This window comes from Empedobacter stercoris (assembly GCF_020281205.1).
GTDB classification, from domain to species: Bacteria; Bacteroidota; Bacteroidia; order Flavobacteriales; family Weeksellaceae; genus Empedobacter; species Empedobacter stercoris.
The window spans coordinates 19,950-38,214 of the sequence record NZ_JACXZC010000010.1 but is presented as its reverse complement, the minus strand read 5'-3'; the positions used below and the strand labels follow the sequence as shown (position 1 = coordinate 38,214).

Annotated in this window: 19 protein-coding genes; 6 read left to right on the top strand and 13 right to left on the bottom strand. The window is 32.5% G+C overall.

Annotated features, from left to right (window positions below; genetic code table 11):
* Window positions 1-3: 3 nt before the first annotated feature.
* The 3 genes from ilvN (at window position 4) to ilvA (ending at window position 3,566) form a co-directional block, all read left to right on the top strand.
* A complete protein-coding gene (ilvN, locus tag IF125_RS06525; RefSeq protein ID WP_225541921.1) occupies window positions 4-597 on the top strand; it encodes an acetolactate synthase small subunit in 594 nt (197 codons plus the stop codon).
* Window positions 598-637: 40 nt separating this feature from the next.
* A complete protein-coding gene (gene ilvC, locus IF125_RS06520; protein ID WP_225541920.1) occupies window positions 638-2,119 on the top strand; it encodes a ketol-acid reductoisomerase in 1,482 nt (493 codons plus the stop codon).
* Window positions 2,120-2,282: 163 nt separating this feature from the next.
* Entirely contained in the window at window positions 2,283-3,566 is a 1,284-nt protein-coding gene (ilvA, locus tag IF125_RS06515) for a threonine ammonia-lyase IlvA (RefSeq protein ID WP_225541919.1), read from the top strand.
* A gap of 51 nt (window positions 3,567-3,617) precedes the next feature.
* Here the strand turns inward: ilvA and IF125_RS06510 are convergent, their stop codons facing one another.
* The 10 genes from IF125_RS06510 to IF125_RS06470 all read right to left on the bottom strand — a co-directional run bounded on the left by IF125_RS06510 (window position 3,618) and on the right by IF125_RS06470 (window position 12,712).
* Window positions 3,618-4,841 (bottom strand): T9SS type A sorting domain-containing protein, encoded by a 1,224-nt coding sequence (locus IF125_RS06510; RefSeq protein WP_225541918.1) that lies wholly within the window; start codon window positions 4,839-4,841, stop codon window positions 3,618-3,620.
* A gap of 7 nt (window positions 4,842-4,848) precedes the next feature.
* Entirely contained in the window at window positions 4,849-4,974 is a 126-nt protein-coding gene (locus tag IF125_RS14240) for a hypothetical protein (RefSeq protein ID WP_262903659.1), read from the bottom strand.
* Window positions 4,975-5,126: 152 nt separating this feature from the next.
* Window positions 5,127-5,525, bottom strand: a complete 399-nt coding sequence (locus IF125_RS06505) for a helix-turn-helix transcriptional regulator (protein WP_225541917.1) — start codon at window positions 5,523-5,525, stop codon at window positions 5,127-5,129.
* A gap of 22 nt (window positions 5,526-5,547) precedes the next feature.
* Window positions 5,548-5,730 carry a hypothetical protein gene (locus tag IF125_RS06500; protein WP_225541916.1) on the bottom strand — a complete coding sequence of 61 codons (183 nt, stop codon included), beginning with the start codon at window positions 5,728-5,730 and terminating at the stop codon, window positions 5,548-5,550.
* A gap of 3 nt (window positions 5,731-5,733) precedes the next feature.
* Complete coding sequence (locus tag IF125_RS06495) at window positions 5,734-6,069, bottom strand: tetratricopeptide repeat protein (protein ID WP_225541915.1); 336 nt, start codon at window positions 6,067-6,069, stop codon at window positions 5,734-5,736.
* Window positions 6,070-6,360: 291 nt separating this feature from the next.
* Window positions 6,361-7,671 (bottom strand): threonine synthase, encoded by a 1,311-nt coding sequence (thrC, locus tag IF125_RS06490; RefSeq protein ID WP_225541914.1) that lies wholly within the window; start codon window positions 7,669-7,671, stop codon window positions 6,361-6,363.
* 3 nt (window positions 7,672-7,674) lie between these two features.
* Window positions 7,675-8,658 carry a homoserine kinase gene (locus tag IF125_RS06485; protein ID WP_225541913.1) on the bottom strand — a complete coding sequence of 328 codons (984 nt, stop codon included), beginning with the start codon at window positions 8,656-8,658 and terminating at the stop codon, window positions 7,675-7,677.
* A 12-nt stretch (window positions 8,659-8,670) separates the two neighbouring features.
* Entirely contained in the window at window positions 8,671-11,124 is a 2,454-nt protein-coding gene (gene thrA, locus IF125_RS06480) for a bifunctional aspartate kinase/homoserine dehydrogenase I (RefSeq protein WP_225541912.1), read from the bottom strand.
* A gap of 214 nt (window positions 11,125-11,338) precedes the next feature.
* Window positions 11,339-11,767: a hypothetical protein gene (locus IF125_RS06475; RefSeq protein WP_225541911.1), complete on the bottom strand. Its 429-nt coding sequence runs from the start codon at window positions 11,765-11,767 to the stop codon at window positions 11,339-11,341.
* Window positions 11,768-11,920: 153 nt separating this feature from the next.
* On the bottom strand, window positions 11,921-12,712 hold the full coding sequence (locus IF125_RS06470; RefSeq protein WP_225541910.1) for a DUF2797 domain-containing protein: 792 nt from the start codon (window positions 12,710-12,712) through the stop codon (window positions 11,921-11,923).
* A 52-nt stretch (window positions 12,713-12,764) separates the two neighbouring features.
* Here IF125_RS06470 and IF125_RS06465 point away from each other — a divergent pair, with 52 nt between their 5' ends.
* The 3 genes from IF125_RS06465 to IF125_RS06455 all read left to right on the top strand — a co-directional run bounded on the left by IF125_RS06465 (window position 12,765) and on the right by IF125_RS06455 (window position 16,203).
* On the top strand, window positions 12,765-14,273 hold the full coding sequence (locus IF125_RS06465; RefSeq protein ID WP_171623775.1) for a GH3 auxin-responsive promoter family protein: 1,509 nt from the start codon (window positions 12,765-12,767) through the stop codon (window positions 14,271-14,273).
* Between the two features lie 268 nt (window positions 14,274-14,541).
* Window positions 14,542-15,090 carry a crossover junction endodeoxyribonuclease RuvC gene (gene ruvC, locus IF125_RS06460; protein WP_225541909.1) on the top strand — a complete coding sequence of 183 codons (549 nt, stop codon included), beginning with the start codon at window positions 14,542-14,544 and terminating at the stop codon, window positions 15,088-15,090.
* 54 nt (window positions 15,091-15,144) lie between these two features.
* Window positions 15,145-16,203 (top strand): glutaminyl-peptide cyclotransferase, encoded by a 1,059-nt coding sequence (locus IF125_RS06455; RefSeq protein WP_225541908.1) that lies wholly within the window; start codon window positions 15,145-15,147, stop codon window positions 16,201-16,203.
* Between the two features lie 153 nt (window positions 16,204-16,356).
* On the opposite strand, the gene IF125_RS06450 is transcribed toward IF125_RS06455, so the two are convergent.
* The 3 genes from IF125_RS06450 to IF125_RS06440 form a co-directional block, all read right to left on the bottom strand.
* Window positions 16,357-16,854: a hemerythrin domain-containing protein gene (locus tag IF125_RS06450; protein WP_225541907.1), complete on the bottom strand. Its 498-nt coding sequence runs from the start codon at window positions 16,852-16,854 to the stop codon at window positions 16,357-16,359.
* 60 nt (window positions 16,855-16,914) lie between these two features.
* Window positions 16,915-17,349, bottom strand: a complete 435-nt coding sequence (locus IF125_RS06445; RefSeq protein WP_225541906.1) for an RrF2 family transcriptional regulator — start codon at window positions 17,347-17,349, stop codon at window positions 16,915-16,917.
* Window positions 17,350-17,464: 115 nt separating this feature from the next.
* Complete coding sequence (locus IF125_RS06440; protein ID WP_225541905.1) at window positions 17,465-18,238, bottom strand: TrmH family RNA methyltransferase; 774 nt, start codon at window positions 18,236-18,238, stop codon at window positions 17,465-17,467.
* Between the last annotated feature and the right edge of the window lie 27 nt (window positions 18,239-18,265).

Sequence of the window (18,265 nt, the reverse complement as noted above, 5' to 3'; positions counted from 1 at the left end):
ATTATGAACTCGAAACAAGAATATACAATTACGTTATATACAGAAAATTCAATCGGAATTTTGGGTAGAGTTACAGGAATTTTTACCCGTAGAAAAATTAATATTGAAAGCTTAAGCACTTCTCCATCAGAAATAGAAAATGTACATCGATTTACAATTGTGATTGAAGAGTCTGAAGAAGTTGTTCGAAAACTTTGTATGCAAATTGAAAAACAAATAGATGTTCTAAAAGCCTATTACAATAATAACGACGAATTAATCTGGCAAGAACAAGCTTTATACAAAGTGCCTACCCATATTATCGCAGAGAAAGCTTACGTAGAACGGTTATTACGTCAATATGGTGCAAATACAGTGGTTATACGAAATGACTATACAGTTTTTGAAACAGCTGGTCATCGTGAAGAGATTGATAATCTTACACATGAATTGACAAAATATGGTTTAATAGAATTTGTAAGAGGTGCAAGAATAGCCATTATAAAAGCAAGCGCTGGTTTTCATGAAAAATTGTTACAATTCGAAAAAGACGAACCATCGAAAGAAATTATAGAAAATGAATTCCTAAACCAAGGAAAATCAGTTTTCACAATGTAATTACACATAACCCGATTAAAAAATTTATAAAAAACACAACATGACTAATTACTTTAATTCATTATCATTAAGAGATCAATTATACCAACTTGGACAAGCAGAATTTCTAAATAACACAGAATTCGCTAAAGGCACAGAAGCATTACAAGGTAAAAAAATTGTGATTATAGGCTGTGGCGCACAAGGATTAAATCAAGGATTAAATTTACGAGACAGCGGTTTAGATGTTTCATACGCACTTCGTAAAGAAGCGATTGAACAACAAAGAGACTCTTGGAAAAATGCAACAAGCAATAATTTTACAGTCGGTACCTTCGAAGAATTAATTCCTAATGCTGATGTTGTTGCGAATTTAACACCTGACAAACAACATACGCAAGTAATCAACACCATTCAGCCTCTAATCAAACAAGATGCTACACTTTTATATTCTCACGGATTTAATATCGTAGAAGAAGGAATGCAAATTCGTAAAGATATCACGGTAATCATGGTTGCTCCAAAATGCCCTGGTTCTGAAGTTCGTGCAGAATACTTAAGAGGCTTTGGAGTTCCTACCTTAATTGCGGTTCACCCAGAAAATGATCCCAAAGGAAAAGGACTTGAACAAGCAAAAGCATATTGCGTAGGAACAGGTGGTCATAGAGCAGGCGTTTTAAAATCATCATTTGTTGCTGAGGTAAAATCTGATTTAATGGGAGAGCAAACCATTTTATGTGGTCTTTTACAAACCGGTTCTATCCTTTCTTTCGAGAAAATGATTGAAAATGGAATTGATGCTGGTTACGCTTCAAAATTAGTTCAGTATGGAGTTGAAGTCATTACAGAAGCCTTAAAACATGGAGGTGTTAGCGGTATGATGGATCGATTAAGTAATCCTACTAAAATTAAAGCGTTTGAATTATCAGAAGAATTAAAAGACATTATGCGTCCATTGTTTCAAAAACATCAAGATGATATTATTTCTGGTGAGTTTAGTAAGACAATGATGGAAGATTGGGCAAATGATGATAAAAACTTATTAAAATGGAGAGCCGAAACTGGCGAAACTGCATTTGAAAAAACTCCTGCAGGTGATGCAACTATTACTGAACAAGAATACTTTGACAACTACACATTAATGGTTGCTTTTATTCGCGCTGGAGTTGAATTAGCTTTTGAAACGATGGTAGAAGCTGGAATTAAACCTGAATCTGCCTATTACGAATCCTTGCACGAAACACCCTTAATTGCAAATACAATTGCAAGAAAAAAATTATTCGAAATGAATCGTGTAATCTCTGATACAGCAGAATACGGTTGTTATCTTTTCGACCAAGCTTGTAAACCATTGTTAAAAGAGTTTATGACAAAAGTAAACGTAGATGTTGTCGGAAAAAATTTCAACGAAGGAAAAGACAATGCTGTTGACAATGCAAAATTAGTACATATTAATGATGTTCTACGTAACCATGCAGTCGAAATCGTAGGAAAGAAACTTCGACAAGATATGACAGCAATGAAATCTATAAAAACAGCATAGTTAAACTAAACATCTTATGCATTTTGAATTAGAATTGTATCGAGAATAGAATTTTAAGCTCTAACATCTTGTTCTCTCTACAGAATTCCACTCGAACTGACGGTTTTATTGCTAAAATTATCAAAATGCACAATAGGTTAAAATAACTAAGAAATAGTGAATTATGACAAACGAACTTAGAGATAAAAAAATTACAACCTTAGGTGTATCACTTGACGAAGTCAATTTAGCTCAAGTCAACCTAAAAGGAGTTGCAAAAAAAACGCCTTTTGATTATAACGAAAATTTGAGCCGTCAATTTGAAGCCAATATCTACTTAAAACGAGAAGATTTGCAAGTTGTACGTTCCTATAAATTAAGAGGAGCTTACAATAAAACTGTTCAGTTAACCGAACAAGAAAAAGAGAATGGTGTGATCTGTGCAAGTGCCGGAAATCACGCACAAGGAGTTGCCTATTCCTGCTATCAATTGGGTATTAAAGGTAAAATTGTAATGCCAACTACTACCCCTCAACAAAAAATAAAACAAGTAAAATGGTTTGGAAAAAATCAAATCGAAATCATTTTACATGGAGATACCTTTGATGACGCTTCGGCTTATGCGCATCAATTATCCGCAGAAGAAAATAGTACTTTCATTCACCCATTCGATGATGAAAAAGTCATTGCTGGGCAAGGAACTGTTGCATTAGAAATTTTAGCGCAATGCGATATACCTATCGATTATATTTTTGTTCCAATTGGAGGTGGAGGTTTAGCTTCTGGTGTCATATCTGTTTTAAAAACGTTAAGTCCCAATACCAAAATAATTGGTGTAGAACCAAGTGGGGCAGCATGTATGACAGAAGCTATTAATCAAAATAAAACTATTGCTTTGGCTAAAATAGATCCTTTTGTAGATGGCGCAGCAGTAAAAAAAGCGGGTGAAAAAACCTATGAAATTTGTTCCGAGGGTTTAGCAAAAACATGCACTGTACCTGAAGGAAAAGTTTGTTCTACTATTTTGCGTTTATATAACGAGGATGCTATTGTTGTAGAGCCTGCTGGCGCGTTGAGTGTTTCTGCTTTAGATTTTTTTGCAGATGAAATCAAAGGCAAAACTGTTGTCTGCTTACTAAGTGGTAGCAACAACGACATTACCCGAATGGAAGAGATTAAGGAACGTAGTTTACAATACGAAGGTTTAAAACATTATTTTATTATCAGTTTTCCTCAGCGAGCAGGAGCGTTAAAAGAATTAGTAAATGATATATTAAGCGAAAACGATGATATTACCTATTTTCAATATACTCAAAAAAATAACAAAGAAACCGGACCTGCTATTGTAGGAATTGAATTGGAGAAGAAGGAAGATTTAGAAGGTTTAATTTATCGATTAGAAAACCATCATTTTGATTACCAATACCTCAACACAGACAGCACCTTATTTTCTTTAATGATTGGATAAAAAAAGAGGATAGAAAACTATCCTCTTAAAAATTCAAACTACTTGATAAAACTATTTCTTGATGACTTTGTGCGTTGTTGTATTAGAATCTGAAGTCACTTCTACTACGTAAACCCCTGCTTTTAGAGTTGACATATCAATTTTAGGATTTTTAGAACGAACTTCTTTCGATAAAACTTGTTGTCCTGCCATGTTGTAAACTTTGATTTCAGAAATATCTTCTTTTGCATCAATATTCAATACATTGGTTACTGGATTAGGATATAAAGTTGCTTTTTCTGATGATTGTATTTCATCTGTTGATAAATTTGGAAGTTGTATTCTAAATACCTTAATATAAGTTCCATCTAATCCCCAACCTACAATATATTTTTCATTTGCAGATAACATAGTAGGGACAAATATTTGATCACCTTTTAAATCAAATTTTAATGTATTGGTTACATAATCATTAAAATCCTTTATTCCTTCTTCCTTTGTCCAAATAAATGGTGTGTAAACTGGTGCAGAATCTACCCATTGTTTTGAAATTGTATAACCTAAAACAACAGATCCATCATAGTTGATAGAAGTAACCCAAGATGTTATATAATTTCCTGATGTCGCCAAAGATCCTAAATCTACCAATCCTTTTTCTTCGCTCCAAATCCAAACATTAGGTGACGCTATACTATTCACACCACCTACCCATTTACCATCTCCTGATACAGCAGTAATTTCTGGTAAAATATTATAATCTCCTTTTGGATCTTTGTAAATGTATATATTCGGAAAATAACCTCCTACAGGATTCTTTTTCCAAATTGTAGCCAGTCTATCTCCTCCTTTATTTTCTTGAAAACCAACAACTACACCACCATCTTCGCTAACAGCAGTTGCTCTTGTATTTCTTTTCTCGACTAATGTCCCTAAGTTGATTAAACCTTCTTTTTCATTCCAAACGATTGCGTACATTCTCGAACCTTCTACCCAGCCTCCGCCAACTGCAGTTTTCCCATCTCCTGAAATGTTAAATCCAGACCCCGTACTATAATCATTATTAAACCCTAAGCTTCCTAATGTTTCCCATTTTTTGGCTTCTACATTGTAACGCGATATTTCTCCTAATCCCGTTTCTTCATTGATACTTGTTCCAGACAAAAACTTTCCGTCGTTCGAAAATTTTGCTTGTCCTCCAAAACCTTGACCTGCTCCAACTCCGCCAATGTTTTGCATATCTCCGCTTTCTGGCGTCCAAATATAATAAGACATTGTGAAAGCAGGATATCCCACCATTTTACCTTCATTTTGAAACGCCTGTTAAGTTAAAGTACTCTTCTACTGAAGTTGTTTTAATAAATTTTTGTGCGTTTGCATTATTCGCAATTGTAACGAATAACGTACTAAATAGTAAATGTTTAAATTTCATAAATTTGATATTAGTGTTCATTAATATTGAAACAAATATCTTTTTTGATTTTTAAATCTGTTACGAAAACTACCTTACATAAGTAATACAATAATTTAATTTGCTATTACATTAATCATACATTATTTTACAAAACACTGATTTAGTATCATTTATATATTAGAAAGGAAATTAATCAATTTTTTATCTTCTCCTTGTATATTGAGTTTTTTACGAAGACGTGAACGCGAAACAGCAATACTATTAACCGACTGATACGTAATCGACGAGATGTCTTTTGTCGACATATTAAGACGAAGAAATGCACACAATTTTTTTTCGTTTGGTGTAAGGTCTGGAAATAATTGATTTAATTTCGAATAAAATTCTGGGTTAACTTTCGTAAAATACGCTTCAAATTCATTCCAAATATCATCGTCTATTTTCTGACGCATTTCAACAATTAACTTTTGAATAGCTTTTTGATTCTCAGGCAAAGTTTTACGTTTTATTTCTGTTAACCTTTCGGCAATGGTATTCAAAAATTCATTCTTTTTTAATAAATACATCATTTTTGTTGATCCAATTTATAATTCAACTCCAACTGAGCCATTTTTTAACAGCTTGATCGTTAAACAAACTATCTTTCAAATTTGTTAACTCTTTCAAATAACGGTAAGCAAGTTTGTCGTTATTTGTATGCTCATAAAGTGTTCGCAAAGATTCTAACGAATGTAATATCGACTCTGTACTTCCAACTTTTCTTCCTATTGCCAAAGCCTATCTTAATTGAGTATGTTTGGTTTGATCTTTAACTTTTTTAACTTCAGCATTTGCTTTATTATAAAAAGACAATGCTTCGTCAAAATTATTTTGACGTAACTCCAAATTACCGATTACAATTAATACATCTATTTTTGAAGCTATATAAGTTTGATTATTTGGCTCTTTTTTAAGTTGTACCTCTACTATTTTAGCCGCTTTCAATAAGTAATCTAAAGCAATTGGTAAATTTCCTTTTTCAAGATAAATGGTTCCCAGGTTCTTATAAAGTGAAAAGTGATTGGTGTTTTCTGGTAAACGTTGTATGAGATCTTCTGCTATTTTATTATACAAAAGCGCAGAATCTAAATCCTCTCCTACAAGTTCAAACGATTTATTTAAATATTATTTTATTTTCAGTCGGATTTTTTGATTTTGTTTTCTCTTGTGCGTTTATGCAAAATCCAAGTAACAATACAACAATAAAAAATTTAAAATTTATTTGGTTAAAATAGTTCAAACTATACATTATTCTTTTTCATAAATCAATACCAAGATACAATTAAAAATAAAAAAGACATATTCTTATGTTAGAATATGTCTTTGGAATGAACAAAATAATTTAAAATTACTTTATCCTTGAATCTAATTATTCCTTATCAACCACTCTTTTAATTCAGAAAAATTATTCTTCATTTCAACCTTTAAAGATTTTTTCAATTTCAATTCTTTTACTTCTTTTGGATCAATAATTTTATCTCGAAGATGCACAGGAAACACGTCTGGAAATTTACATGGATGAGCTGTCGATAGAAAAACGGTTACTTCACTTTTATCTTTCTTTGTTGCTTGATATTCTTTTGCTGCTAACCACGCAATAGCGGTATGCGGACAAGCAATGTAATTATACTTTTCATGAATTTCATTGATTGCTTTCAAGGTTTCATCGTCCGAATAAGATTTCGAAAGCAATTTCTTTTTTAATACGTGTAGATCGTGCTCAAAAAACTCCATCACACGAACCCAATTACTTGGACTTCCGACATCCATCGCATTCGATAATGTTTGCACAGAAGATTTTGGAGAATACGTATTTGTTTCTAAAAAATGAGGAACTGTATCATTTGCATTTGTTGCTGCCACAAATTGTTTCACCTCTAAACCTAATATCGAAGCTAAAATTCCAGCCGTAATATTTCCAAAATTTCCACTTGGAACAACAAATGATATCTTCTCAAACCCTTTTCGTTTAGCTTCTGCAAAAGCTTCGAAATAATAAAAAGATTGAGGAATTAATCGTGCAATATTAATCGAATTTGCAGACGTTAAGTTCAATCTACCGATTAAATCCTTATCCAAAAATGCTTGCTTAACCAATGCTTGACAATCATCAAAGGTTCCTTCAATTTCGATCGCTCTAATATTATTACCGTTAGCGGTTAGTTGCAGTTCTTGTATTGGTGAAACTTTACCTTTTGGGTATAAAATTGTTACTCGCGTTCCTTCAACACCTAAAAATCCTAATGCAACTGCTCCTCCTGTATCACCAGAAGTTGCGACTAAAACATCCAATAATTGATCTTCTTTCCTCGAAAAATGAGCCATAACTCTACTCATAAATCTTGCGCCGAAATCTTTGAAGGCAAAAGAAGGGCCATGAAATAACTCTAAAACAGCCAAATCTTCTTCCAAAAAAACCAACGGTGCTGGAAAATTAATGACTTCATCAATTAAATCATTGATTTCTTTTTCAGAAAATTCTGCCTTTAATAATTCATAACTAATTTTCTTCGCTATCTCTTGAAACGAATAATTTTGAATTGATTTGATCCAATCCTGATTTAATTTTTCTACTGATAAAGGCATATACAAACCATTATCTTCTGGAAGAGATTGAAAAACAGCTTGCTGAAAATCAACTATATTTTGATGATTATTTGTACTATATAATTTCATGATTTAGTGTTTTAAATATGGTCCTTGAGTGTTTATTTTTGAGACAAATGTGAGGTGATCGATATGTTTAGAATTTAAAAAATCATGAATCAATTGTTCTATTTTTTCAGCAACTAAGCTATTTTTAGAAAGTGCCATAACAGTAGGTCCCGAGCCAGAAATCCCAAAAGTTAATGCTTCATTTTCTAAGGCAATTTGTTTCATTTCATCAAAATAAGGAATCAACAAAGAACGATGAGGCTCTATAATTTCATCTTGCATCGAACGACCAATTTCATCGTAATCATTTTCATAAATCGCAGCAATCAAACTTGCAACATTTCCTAACTGATTAATCACCTTTTTAAGCTGAACTTTATCCTTAATTAATTTTCGCGCTTCCTTGGTTGGTACTTCTACTTTCGGATAAATTAAGGTAACAACTAAATCTTTTGGAACGGGTAGAGAACGCACCAAGAGTGGTTGATAAGAAGGAATCAACGTGATTCCTCCATACAAAGAAGGCGCAACATTGTCTGCATGTGCCGAACCGCAAGCTAATCGCTCTCCTTCCATACAATAAGGTAATAACTCATCTTTCGACAAAGGTTTTCCCAACAATTCGTTCAACGCAAAAACACCTGCAACAGTACTCGCAGCACTCGACCCTAATCCGCTACCAATTGGCATTTTCTTATGCAATTCTATGGATAATCCAAACGACTCATTCAATCCCAAATCACTTAATAATTTCCAAGCCGAATAAGATACCGTGTTTTTCATTGCATCTAATGGTAATTTACCTTCGTCACCTGTTATTTGTAGAATTTCTATTCCTAATTTATCTGTTCTTTTCATGATCACCTCATCACCAGGTTCATCAACTGCAAAACCCAAAATATCAAAACCACAAATCATATTTGCAACAGTTGCAGGCGCAAATACATGAACTTCTTGTAAAAATTTATCTGAATTAATTTTATTTTTTATAACAACTTCTTGAAACATATAATTTCTATTTTATCTTATTGAACTAATGTTAACTAAGTCTGCAAAAACACCAGCGGCTGTAACTTCAGCTCCCGCTCCAGGACCTTTCACGACTAATGGTCTTTCCTTGTAACGCTCTGTTGTGAAAGAAATAATATTATCACTTCCCGAAAGTGAATAAAAAGGATGTTGAGCATCAACCAATTCTAATGAAATCGTAATCTTTCCATTTTCTAACACTCCTATATAACGTATCACTTTTTGTTCAGATTCAGCCTGCTTTTTAATCTTTTCAAAAAAATCATTTTCCAACTCAAGAGCCTGATAAAAATCTGAAACAGATTTTGCTTCTAAACAAGACTTTGGTAAAATCGTATCAATAATTACGTCTTCTGCTTCTACTTGATAACCATTATCACGGGCAAGAATTAACATTTTTCGCATAAAATCTATTCCACTCAAATCGTCTCGAGGATCGGGCTCTGTATAACCTAATTCTTGTGCTTCTTTCACGACTTCTGCAAACGTTTTTTCGCCTTTGAAATGATTGAAGATATAAGAAATTGTTCCTGACAAAATCGCTTCTACTTTCAGAATTTCATCACCACTCATTCTCAAGTCTTTCAACACAGAAATAATTGGTAATCCTGCTCCAACATTGGTTTCATATAAAAAATCAATTCCATATTTTCTTGCTGTATTTTTCAGCTCTTTATACGACTCATACGAAGATGAGTTTGCTATTTTGTTACAAGTAACAACCGAAATATTATGTTCAAAAATTCGTTTATAATATTTAGGTACTTCTGCACTTGCAGTATTGTCTACAAAAACACAATTTGGAAGATTAAGTTGCTTCATTTGTTCAATAAATTGATCTAAATTTGCGTCTATCTTAGAATCATCTAAAGCATTTTTCCAATCTGAAAAAGAAATGCCATTTTCATTAAACATCATCTTTTTCGAATTCGACAATCCGATTAATTTGATTTCGATATCATTATTATTTGCTAAAAAATCTTTCTGTTTTTCAAGTTGATTCAAGAAAGTAGAACCTATATTCCCTACACCAACATTAAAAACATGAATGGTCTTCTTTAGGTGATTGAAAAATGCATCATGAACAGCATTTAAGGCTTTTGAGACATCTTTTTCATTTATAACTACTGAAATATTGTACTCCGAAGAACCTTGTGCAATTGCCCGAACATTGATTCCGTTTCTTCCGAGTGCATAAAATAATTTTCCCGAAACACCTATGGTTTGTTTCATATTTTCACCAACAATTGCAATAATTCCAAGATTTTCTTCCACTTCAATTGGCTCTAACCACTTTGCTTTGATCTCTAAGACAAACTCTTCTTCAATTAACTTTTTAGCTTTCTCGATTTCATCAAGATGAATAGCAAGTGTAATACTATGCTCAGAAGAAGATTGCGTAATCAAAATAATATTGATCTGATGTTGAGCTAATAACGAAAATAACCTGCCGCTAAAACCTAATTTACCAATCAATCCACTTCCTTTTACATTGATTAAAGCAACATTATTTATCGACGAAATTCCTTTTATAGGATAAGCTGTTGGTTCTGAGTGAAACTGAATTCTTGTCCCTTTGAAATCTGGTTGAAATGTATTTTTGATCACTATCGGTATTTTTAGCTTGAAAGCAGGAGACATCGTTGGTGGATAAATCACTTTTGCTCCGAAATACGACAATTCCATCGCTTCGGTATACGACAAGCTATCCAATGAAAATGCTTTTTTAACTAAACGAGGGTCTGCTGTCATCATTCCATTTACGTCTGTCCAAATTTCTACTTCCTCGGCGTTTAATGCCGCGCCGAATAAAGCGGCTGTATAATCTGAGCCTCCACGTCCTAAAGTCGTCACCCTCCCCTCTGTATTTCCTGCAATAAATCCTGTTACAACTAACAATTTGTTTTGATGAAGTTGAACTAATTGTTGAATATTATGATAAGTAATTTCTTCATAAACATTTGCATGACCAAAATGATTATCTGTCAAAATATAGTCTGAAGCATTAACTGAAATTGCATTTCCGACTTCTTGATCCAATACCTTTGCTAACAATAATACACTACATCTCTCTCCAAAACTAACAATCAAATCTTTTGTTTGAAGACTAAGTTCCTTCAGTATTTCTACACCTTGCAAAAGATCCTCCAACTCATTCATTAATAATTTCAACTTTGTTAATGTTGGATTTTGATCAGCGATTTCAATTAATGTTTTTACAATTTCAAAATGCGTATGTTGAAAATTTTCTAAGTCTTTTTCATTAAATTTCCCCAAAGACGCCTCTTCGGACATTTTGGTCAATAAATTGGTCATTCCGGAAATAGCTGATGCAACCAAAATAATTTGATGATTCTGTTGCTTTTCCTTTTTAACAATTTCTACTACAGAGCGAATGCTATCTACAGTGCCAACTGATGATCCTCCGAATTTTAAAATTTTCATACATTAATAATTTTAGACAATAAAAAAAGCATCTTCTAATTTTTAGAAGATGCTTTGCATTATATTAAAGATTAAAATACATAAAAAGATTCTTCTAAGTGTGTACACTCGAAGTAATCGTAATAATTGTATTTAATCCGTTTTGTTTCATTATTGATAACAAATATAGCTATTATATTAAAATATCAACACTATTTATTCATTTTTATTAAAATTATTTCACAGAATCTTTCACCATTGCAGTTGAATCTGCAGGTGTTGATACAGGTTTCACATCACTTGCATAGCCAACAACAATTCCGTCCAATTTATCTACTCTTTTTACTTTAAACGTTTCTGTTCCTTCTGCTCCTTTAAAAGATACTTTATAAACTGCTTCGTAAACCGTTTTATCACCGTCTTGTAGCGGAGTCATTTTCTCAAAATTATAGATGTCTACAGGTCCATATTGTTTCACAACTGCATTCAAATCATCAACATTCACACCTTCAACTTTAGCAAACAACGAATCTGGTTTATCGGCTCTGTATTTATAAACGTCTAAAATTGCCTCTTTCACTTTATAATCTGGTAAATCTGATTTTTTATTACATGCTGTTAAAGCCAAAATCCCGCCAACCATAAATAATGCACTTGCTTTCATAATTCAATATTTTTTTGTGTTAAATGATTGTATCTAATGTAATAACAAATAAATTTAAAAACAAGTATTTTTATTAAAATCAATAAGATAAAGGAATAAAAAAATCGACTCTACAAGAAAATCGATTATTTATTGAATTATTTCTATTTAACGTTACACTTCAAAATTCACATAAAATCCTTCGTGCCCACGTACATTAAAAACTGTATTGTCTTCAAAAATTAAGTATTGACCTTTAATTCCTTTCAAAACCCCTTCTATTTCATGCGTTTTTTTCAAATTTAATGATTTCACTTTTTCAGGATAGGATAAAACAGGATAATCTAATTTCATCACTTCTGGTTCTTCGACTAAAAACTGTCTAAAATCTGGGTTAACCTCCTCTTTAATGGTTTGATAGTGTTGATACAAATCAATTTCAGGTACCTCATTTTTCAGCATACGTTGCCAATTTGTTTTGTCAGCAATTACATTTTTTAGGGAAACCTCTATCATTCCAGCTTCATAACGATTATCTGTCCGCGCTATAATAATTGCTTCTGATGCACCTTGGTCTATCCAACGTGTTGGAACTTGCGTTAAACGTGTCACGCCAACTTTAACACCAGATGAATTCGCTAAATAAACAATATGCGGTTGCAATTCGAACTTTGTTTCAAATTCTAAATCACGTTGTCCAATTCCTAAATGTGCGGTAGAAAGTTCTGGATTGATGACACTTGGGTTAGCTTCTGGGACTGTAAAAAAACAATTTTTACAATATCCCATCTGATAAATTTCTTTATCCTCGTGGCAACTCAAACATTCGTAATGATCAAAGCTAATCTTGATTTTTTTTCCTAACAATTGATTCATCACGATAAAATCATTCTTGAAATTCCAATAGTAATTTATAGGAGTTCCATTTTCAGTTGTCATTTTACGAATTTGTCCTTCAAACTGCATATTGCTAAAAAAGTTTAATTAATTTTGTGTAAATCTACAAAACTTTTAACGGATGGGAATAGTCAATAAGATTATGGAAATTATGATGCGTAGCAGAATGAATGTTATCGAAGAAAGCATCAAAAATCCAATTGGTACGCAAGAACGTGTGTTGTTTGAAAACATCAAAAAAGCCAAATCGACTATTTACGGAAAGGAATTTCATTTTGATGAAATTAAATCTATTCAGAAATTTCAAGAACAAGTTCCTGCTGTACATTATGAAGATTTTCAGCCTTATATCGAATTAGCAAGAAAAGGTGAAAAAGATGTAGCTTGGCATGGAAAAATAAAATGGTTTGCTAAATCTTCGGGAACGACAAATGCCAAAAGTAAGTTTATCCCGATTAGTAATGAATCGTTAGAAGATTGTCATTATGCAGCTGGAAAAACAATGTTTGCGTTATATTTAAATGCATATCCCGAAACGGATATTTTTATGCATAAAAATCTTCGAATTGGAGGAAGTAGTGAACTTTATCAACAATACGACACACGTTTTGGTGATTTATCAGCTATTTTGATTGATAATTTACCTTTTTATGCCGAAATGAAAAACATCCCGAATCGTGAGATTTCGTTGATGTCAGATTGGAATGTAAAAATGGATGCCATTATTAATGCAACAAGAAACGAAGATGTCGGCTCTTTAACAGGAGTTCCATCGTGGATGTTAGTTGTATTAAACAAATTATTAGCTGAAACGGGAAAGAACTATTTGGACGAATTATGGCCAAACTTGGAGGTATTTTTCCATGGAGGAATCAACTTTACACCTTATGCTGAAAATTACAATTTAATCACTCAAAAAGATTTAAATTATTTCGAGTTATACAATGCTTCGGAAGGATTCTTTGGAATTCAAGATCAATTGCATAAAAAAGATTTATTGTTATTATTGGACAATGGTATTTTTTATGAATTTATCCCGATGGAAGAATTTGGTTCAGAAAATCAACATTATTTAACAATTGAAGAAGTTGAAGTGGGAAAAAATTATGCAATAGTCATTACCACTAATGGCGGATTATGGCGCTATATCATTGGTGATACGGTTCGCTTTACTTCAACAAATCCACACCGAATCGTTGTTTCTGGACGCACAAAACATTATATCAATGCATTTGGAGAAGAATTAATGATCGAAAATGCAGAAGAAGCGTTGAAAAGAGCTTGCCAGCAAACGAATTCTATTATTTCTGAATACAGTGCTGGTCCAGTTTTTATGGAAGGTAAAGAAAAAGGTGCACACGAATGGATGATTGAATTTGATAAAGAACCTGAAAATTTTGAGCTATTTATTGATTGTTTAGACAAAGGATTGCAAGAAGTTAATTCCGATTACGAAGCAAAACGTTACAATAATATGACGCTTAATCGTCCTATTGTTCATTGTGCGAGAAAAGGATTATTTATAGAATGGATGTCTTCTCGTGGAAAATTAGGTGGTCAAAATAAAGTACCGAGATTATCCAATACAAGAGAATTTATAGAACCATTAATCGCTTTAAATAGAAAATAAAAACAAAAGAGAATCAACTTAGATTCTCTTTTGTTTTCCGTAAATTTTATAGGATAATTAACTCAAAACCAGTAAATTTATTCCTAAAAAATACGTTTCCCTTGAATAATTACATGAAAAACGATACGGAATATGGGAAATTTTGGACAATCTTATACAAGGAATTCAAATTATCGAAAACTTTATGTGTAGAGATTTTCGATTATACCAAATTAATGCAAAACACAATTCAGCTTAATTTTGAGAATATCTTAATATCTTCGCAACAATGGAAAAGATTATTTTAGGGATTGATCCTGGTACAATGGTGATGGGTTTTGGTTTGATTGAAGTCAAAAACAACAAGATGAAATTAATTACATTAGATGAATTATTGTTGCATAAACTTCCGAATCAACAAACGAAATTAAAAATGATTTTCGAAAAAACCTTGGCCATTATCGATCAATATCATCCAGATGAACTGGCCATTGAAGCGCAATTTTTTGGTGTAAATGTTCAATCTATGCTAAAACTTGGGCGTGCACAAGGTGTTTGTATTGCGGCGTGTTTGCATCGCGATATGCCAGTTGTTGAGTATGCTCCAAAAAAAGTTAAAATGGCAATTACTGGGAATGGAAATGCATCTAAAGAACAAGTAGCAGGAATGTTGCAACATTTGCTTGGCCTGAAGGAAATTCCAAAGCGTTTGGATGCCACAGATGGACTTGCTGTTGCAGTTTGTCATTATCTAAATTCGGGAAAAACATCAGGAACATCAAGTTCATATTCAGGTTGGGGTGCTTTTGTGAAAGATAATCCGAATCGAACAAAATAGATATATTTGTACTATAATTAGCAACCTAATTTATAAAAACATAAAAAAAATCAAATGAAAAAATATTTAATCGCTGCATCAGTTTGTGCCACTGTTTTCTCTTCCTTATTGTTTTCGTGCAAAGATTCTTCAGGAAAAAATAACACAGCTATCACTGAGATTGTATCGAAAATAGAACAAAACAAATATAAAATTGGAGATAAAATCGATATTCCTTTGACAAGTTTAGAAGGAATTACGAAAGTTGTGGTTTCTGTCGATGGACAAGAAGTGCCTGCTAATTTTACAATTGATGGAAAAACAATTGGATTAGGAAATCATACTGTTAATTTGAGATTCTACAACGGTGAAGAAGAAACAAATTCACGCGATTTTACATTTGTGGTTTATGCAAATGAACCTGCTGCAAAATGGTCGTATGAAATAGTTGGTAGCTATCCACACAACAACGATTATTTTACACAAGGGTTTTATTTCAAGAATGGAAATATTTTCGAAGGAACAGGACTTCGTGATGGAAAAACACGCCTGATTGAATATAAGTTAGGAGCAACGGAACCGACAAAATTGTACCAAATAAAAGATGATGTTTTTGGAGAAGGTATTACAGAATTAGATGGTTTTATTTATCAATTAACATGGCAAGATCGTGCAATTTACAAATATGATTTGGACTTTAATCAAGTCAAGAAATTAGATATGCCGGCACAAATAATTGAAGGTTGGGGAATTACAACTATCGGAAAAGAATTGGCTGTAACTGAGGGCTCTCAACGTATTCATTTCTTTGACGATAACTTTAATTACCTTAGAACCATACAAGCTTTTGATAGCCAACAACCGTATAGTTATTTGAATGAAATTGAATACCACGATGGTTTCATTTACGCCAACGTGTACTTAAAATCTGGACACGCAGATAATAGTAATATTGTGGTAATTGATCCGCAAACAGGTGCTGTAAAAGCTGAATTTAATTTTGCAGAACTGAAAGGTAAACAAGGTAATCCGCAAGCACAAGAATTGAACGGTATTGCGTTCAAAGACAACGGAAATATGCTCGTAACTGGTAAACTTTGGGATAAAATTTTTGAAGTAAAAGTGAAGAAATAAAATAATTTCCAAAAGAAAAGGCAAGCTATATAAAGCTTGCCTTTTTGGTTTGATTATTTTGGTGTAAATAAAAAGCTCGACCTGCAAAATCGAGCTTTTCTTTTCAAAAATCATCTAAAAAATTATAAGTAAAAATTTTTAGTTATGAGAGATCTATAACCAAAATTGATCTTTCCAATCTGTGTTAGTTAAAAGTGAATTAAACTGTTCATTGATTACTTTTAACTTTTTTTGTGTTGCATTTTTCTCGAATTCTGGAAACATTTGCTTTTCCTCGAATCGAATATGCAAATCCAATTCTTCTTCGATATAAATCAAACTTTTCATCGGATTTTTAGTGTCTATTTTAAACAAACGTCTCAAACGTCTGTGTTCCTTAAGTGCTCTTTTTACCAAATAATGATCCTCATCCAGCATGGTAAAAAGAAATTGTTCTTCGATTTCAAATTTACGAAACAACACTTCTTTTCCGTACCAGCTAACATAATCTACAATACGCTGCATCTCGATTCCCTTGTCAATTCCCGCTCTAATGTTCCAACAAAAAAACAGGGTTTTATGATGTCTTGCACAAGCCTCATTCAAATTTAAACCTAAAGAATAAGTTAAATGTGATGGGTTAGTTTGAGGAATTTCTATGGCTAGTTTCATTTCTTAATATTTTAATTCGGATACTCGGATAGTTTTATCTTATTTATTGGTAATTTTTATTTAATGTTTAAGGAAAGCTAATCCTTTCTCAAGGTCATCAATTAAATTGAACATCGAAGTTCTTTCTAACATCGCTCTCAAATCATTTCGAATAGCAAAAACTCTACTATGCAAAGCGCAAGGCTTTTCTGAATCACATTCTACCAAACCAAGAATACAACTATGATACAATCCGTCTCCATCAATCGCTTTGATGATATGAACCAATTTGATATCTTCTAAATGTGTTGCATCCATTTGGAAACCTCCCATTTTTCCTTTCACCGAAGAAATTACATTAGCTTTTACTAATTGTTGTAAAATCTTTGCTGTATACGCTTCAGGTGAATTAATAGAATTCGAAATTTGTTTCAAATTAACTCTTTGTCCTTTTACAGATTCTTGTGCGATAAAAACGCAAGCTTTTATGCCGTATTCACACGCTTTTGAAAACATTAAATTCCTTTATTCATTATAAATTACCTTACAAATATACAACAAAATTTAAGTCGGACAAATTTATCTTATTAAATTTTACATCCTTTTATTTTTCACCTTTTAAATCCTTTATTTAGTGTCTTTGTCTAACTGCTTCGTAAACACATATTGCTGCAGCATTGCTCACATTCAACGAATCCACATAACCTAACATTGGGATTTTAATTAACGAATCAGAATGATCTGCCCAAAAATCTGACAATCCAGTTGCTTCAGTTCCTAAAATAATCGCTGAAGATTTTGTAAAATCTGTTTCATATAAGTTTTTCGTTTCTTCTCTCAAAAATGTTGAAACGACTTGAATAGAATGAGCGTTCAAAAATGCCAAAACATCTTCTTTACTTGCAGATGCTATTTGATTTGTAAACAATGTACCAACAGAAGAACGAATGACGTTAGGATTAAAAAAATCGACCGTTTCGTCACAAACAATAACGGCATCTACTTTTGCGCCATCTCCTGTGCGTAAAACAGCACCAAGATTACCCGGTTTTTCTACCGCTTCTAAGACGACCACCAAAGCATTTTCTGGTAATTGTAAATCGGTTAAAGTGGATGACTTTGTTTTATAAGCACCAATAATTCCTCCCGTAGATTTACGATAAGCTAACTTCTCGAAAACTTGTTTGGTAATTGTAAACACTTTTGCTCGACCAAAATCAAATGATTGGTTATAAATATCTTCACAAATATAAATTTCAACAGCTTCGTAACCACCTTTTAAAGCCAGCTCATTTTCTTGCGTACCTTCCACAATAAACAAACCTTGGCTTTTACGTTCTCTTGATTTTTCTTGCAATTTTAGCAAGTTTTTAATTCTTGGATTTTGAAGACTTTCTATTAACATGTGACAAAATTAATCGAAATTCTTTGA

Bases quoted from the DNA above. Each gene is read 5' to 3' on its own strand.
- ilvC (WP_225541920.1), top strand. From the start codon at position 638: ATGACTAATTACTTTAATTCATTATCATTAAGAGATCAATTATACCAA.
- IF125_RS06470 (WP_225541910.1), bottom strand. From the start codon at position 12,712: ATGCAGTTTGAAGGACAAATTCGTAAAATGACAACTGAAAATGGAACT.
- IF125_RS06475 (WP_225541911.1), bottom strand. From the start codon at position 11,767: ATGAAAGCAAGTGCATTATTTATGGTTGGCGGGATTTTGGCTTTAACA.
- IF125_RS06450 (WP_225541907.1), bottom strand. From the start codon at position 16,854: ATGAAACTAGCCATAGAAATTCCTCAAACTAACCCATCACATTTAACT.
- ilvN (WP_225541921.1), top strand. From the start codon at position 4: ATGAACTCGAAACAAGAATATACAATTACGTTATATACAGAAAATTCA.
- IF125_RS14240 (WP_262903659.1), bottom strand. From the start codon at position 4,974: ATGAAATTTAAACATTTACTATTTAGTACGTTATTCGTTACAATTGCG.
- IF125_RS06510 (WP_225541918.1), bottom strand. From the start codon at position 4,841: ATGGTGGGATATCCTGCTTTCACAATGTCTTATTATATTTGGACGCCA.
- thrA (WP_225541912.1), bottom strand. From the start codon at position 11,124: ATGAAAATTTTAAAATTCGGAGGATCATCAGTTGGCACTGTAGATAGC.
- ilvA (WP_225541919.1), top strand. From the start codon at position 2,283: ATGACAAACGAACTTAGAGATAAAAAAATTACAACCTTAGGTGTATCA.
- IF125_RS06440 (WP_225541905.1), bottom strand. From the start codon at position 18,238: ATGTTAATAGAAAGTCTTCAAAATCCAAGAATTAAAAACTTGCTAAAA.
- thrC (WP_225541914.1), bottom strand. From the start codon at position 7,671: ATGAAATTATATAGTACAAATAATCATCAAAATATAGTTGATTTTCAG.
- IF125_RS06485 (WP_225541913.1), bottom strand. From the start codon at position 8,658: ATGTTTCAAGAAGTTGTTATAAAAAATAAAATTAATTCAGATAAATTT.
- ruvC (WP_225541909.1), top strand. From the start codon at position 14,542: ATGGAAAAGATTATTTTAGGGATTGATCCTGGTACAATGGTGATGGGT.
- IF125_RS06465 (WP_171623775.1), top strand. From the start codon at position 12,765: ATGGGAATAGTCAATAAGATTATGGAAATTATGATGCGTAGCAGAATG.
- IF125_RS06455 (WP_225541908.1), top strand. From the start codon at position 15,145: ATGAAAAAATATTTAATCGCTGCATCAGTTTGTGCCACTGTTTTCTCT.
- IF125_RS06445 (WP_225541906.1), bottom strand. From the start codon at position 17,349: ATGTTTTCAAAAGCGTGTGAATACGGCATAAAAGCTTGCGTTTTTATC.
- IF125_RS06505 (WP_225541917.1), bottom strand. From the start codon at position 5,525: ATGATGTATTTATTAAAAAAGAATGAATTTTTGAATACCATTGCCGAA.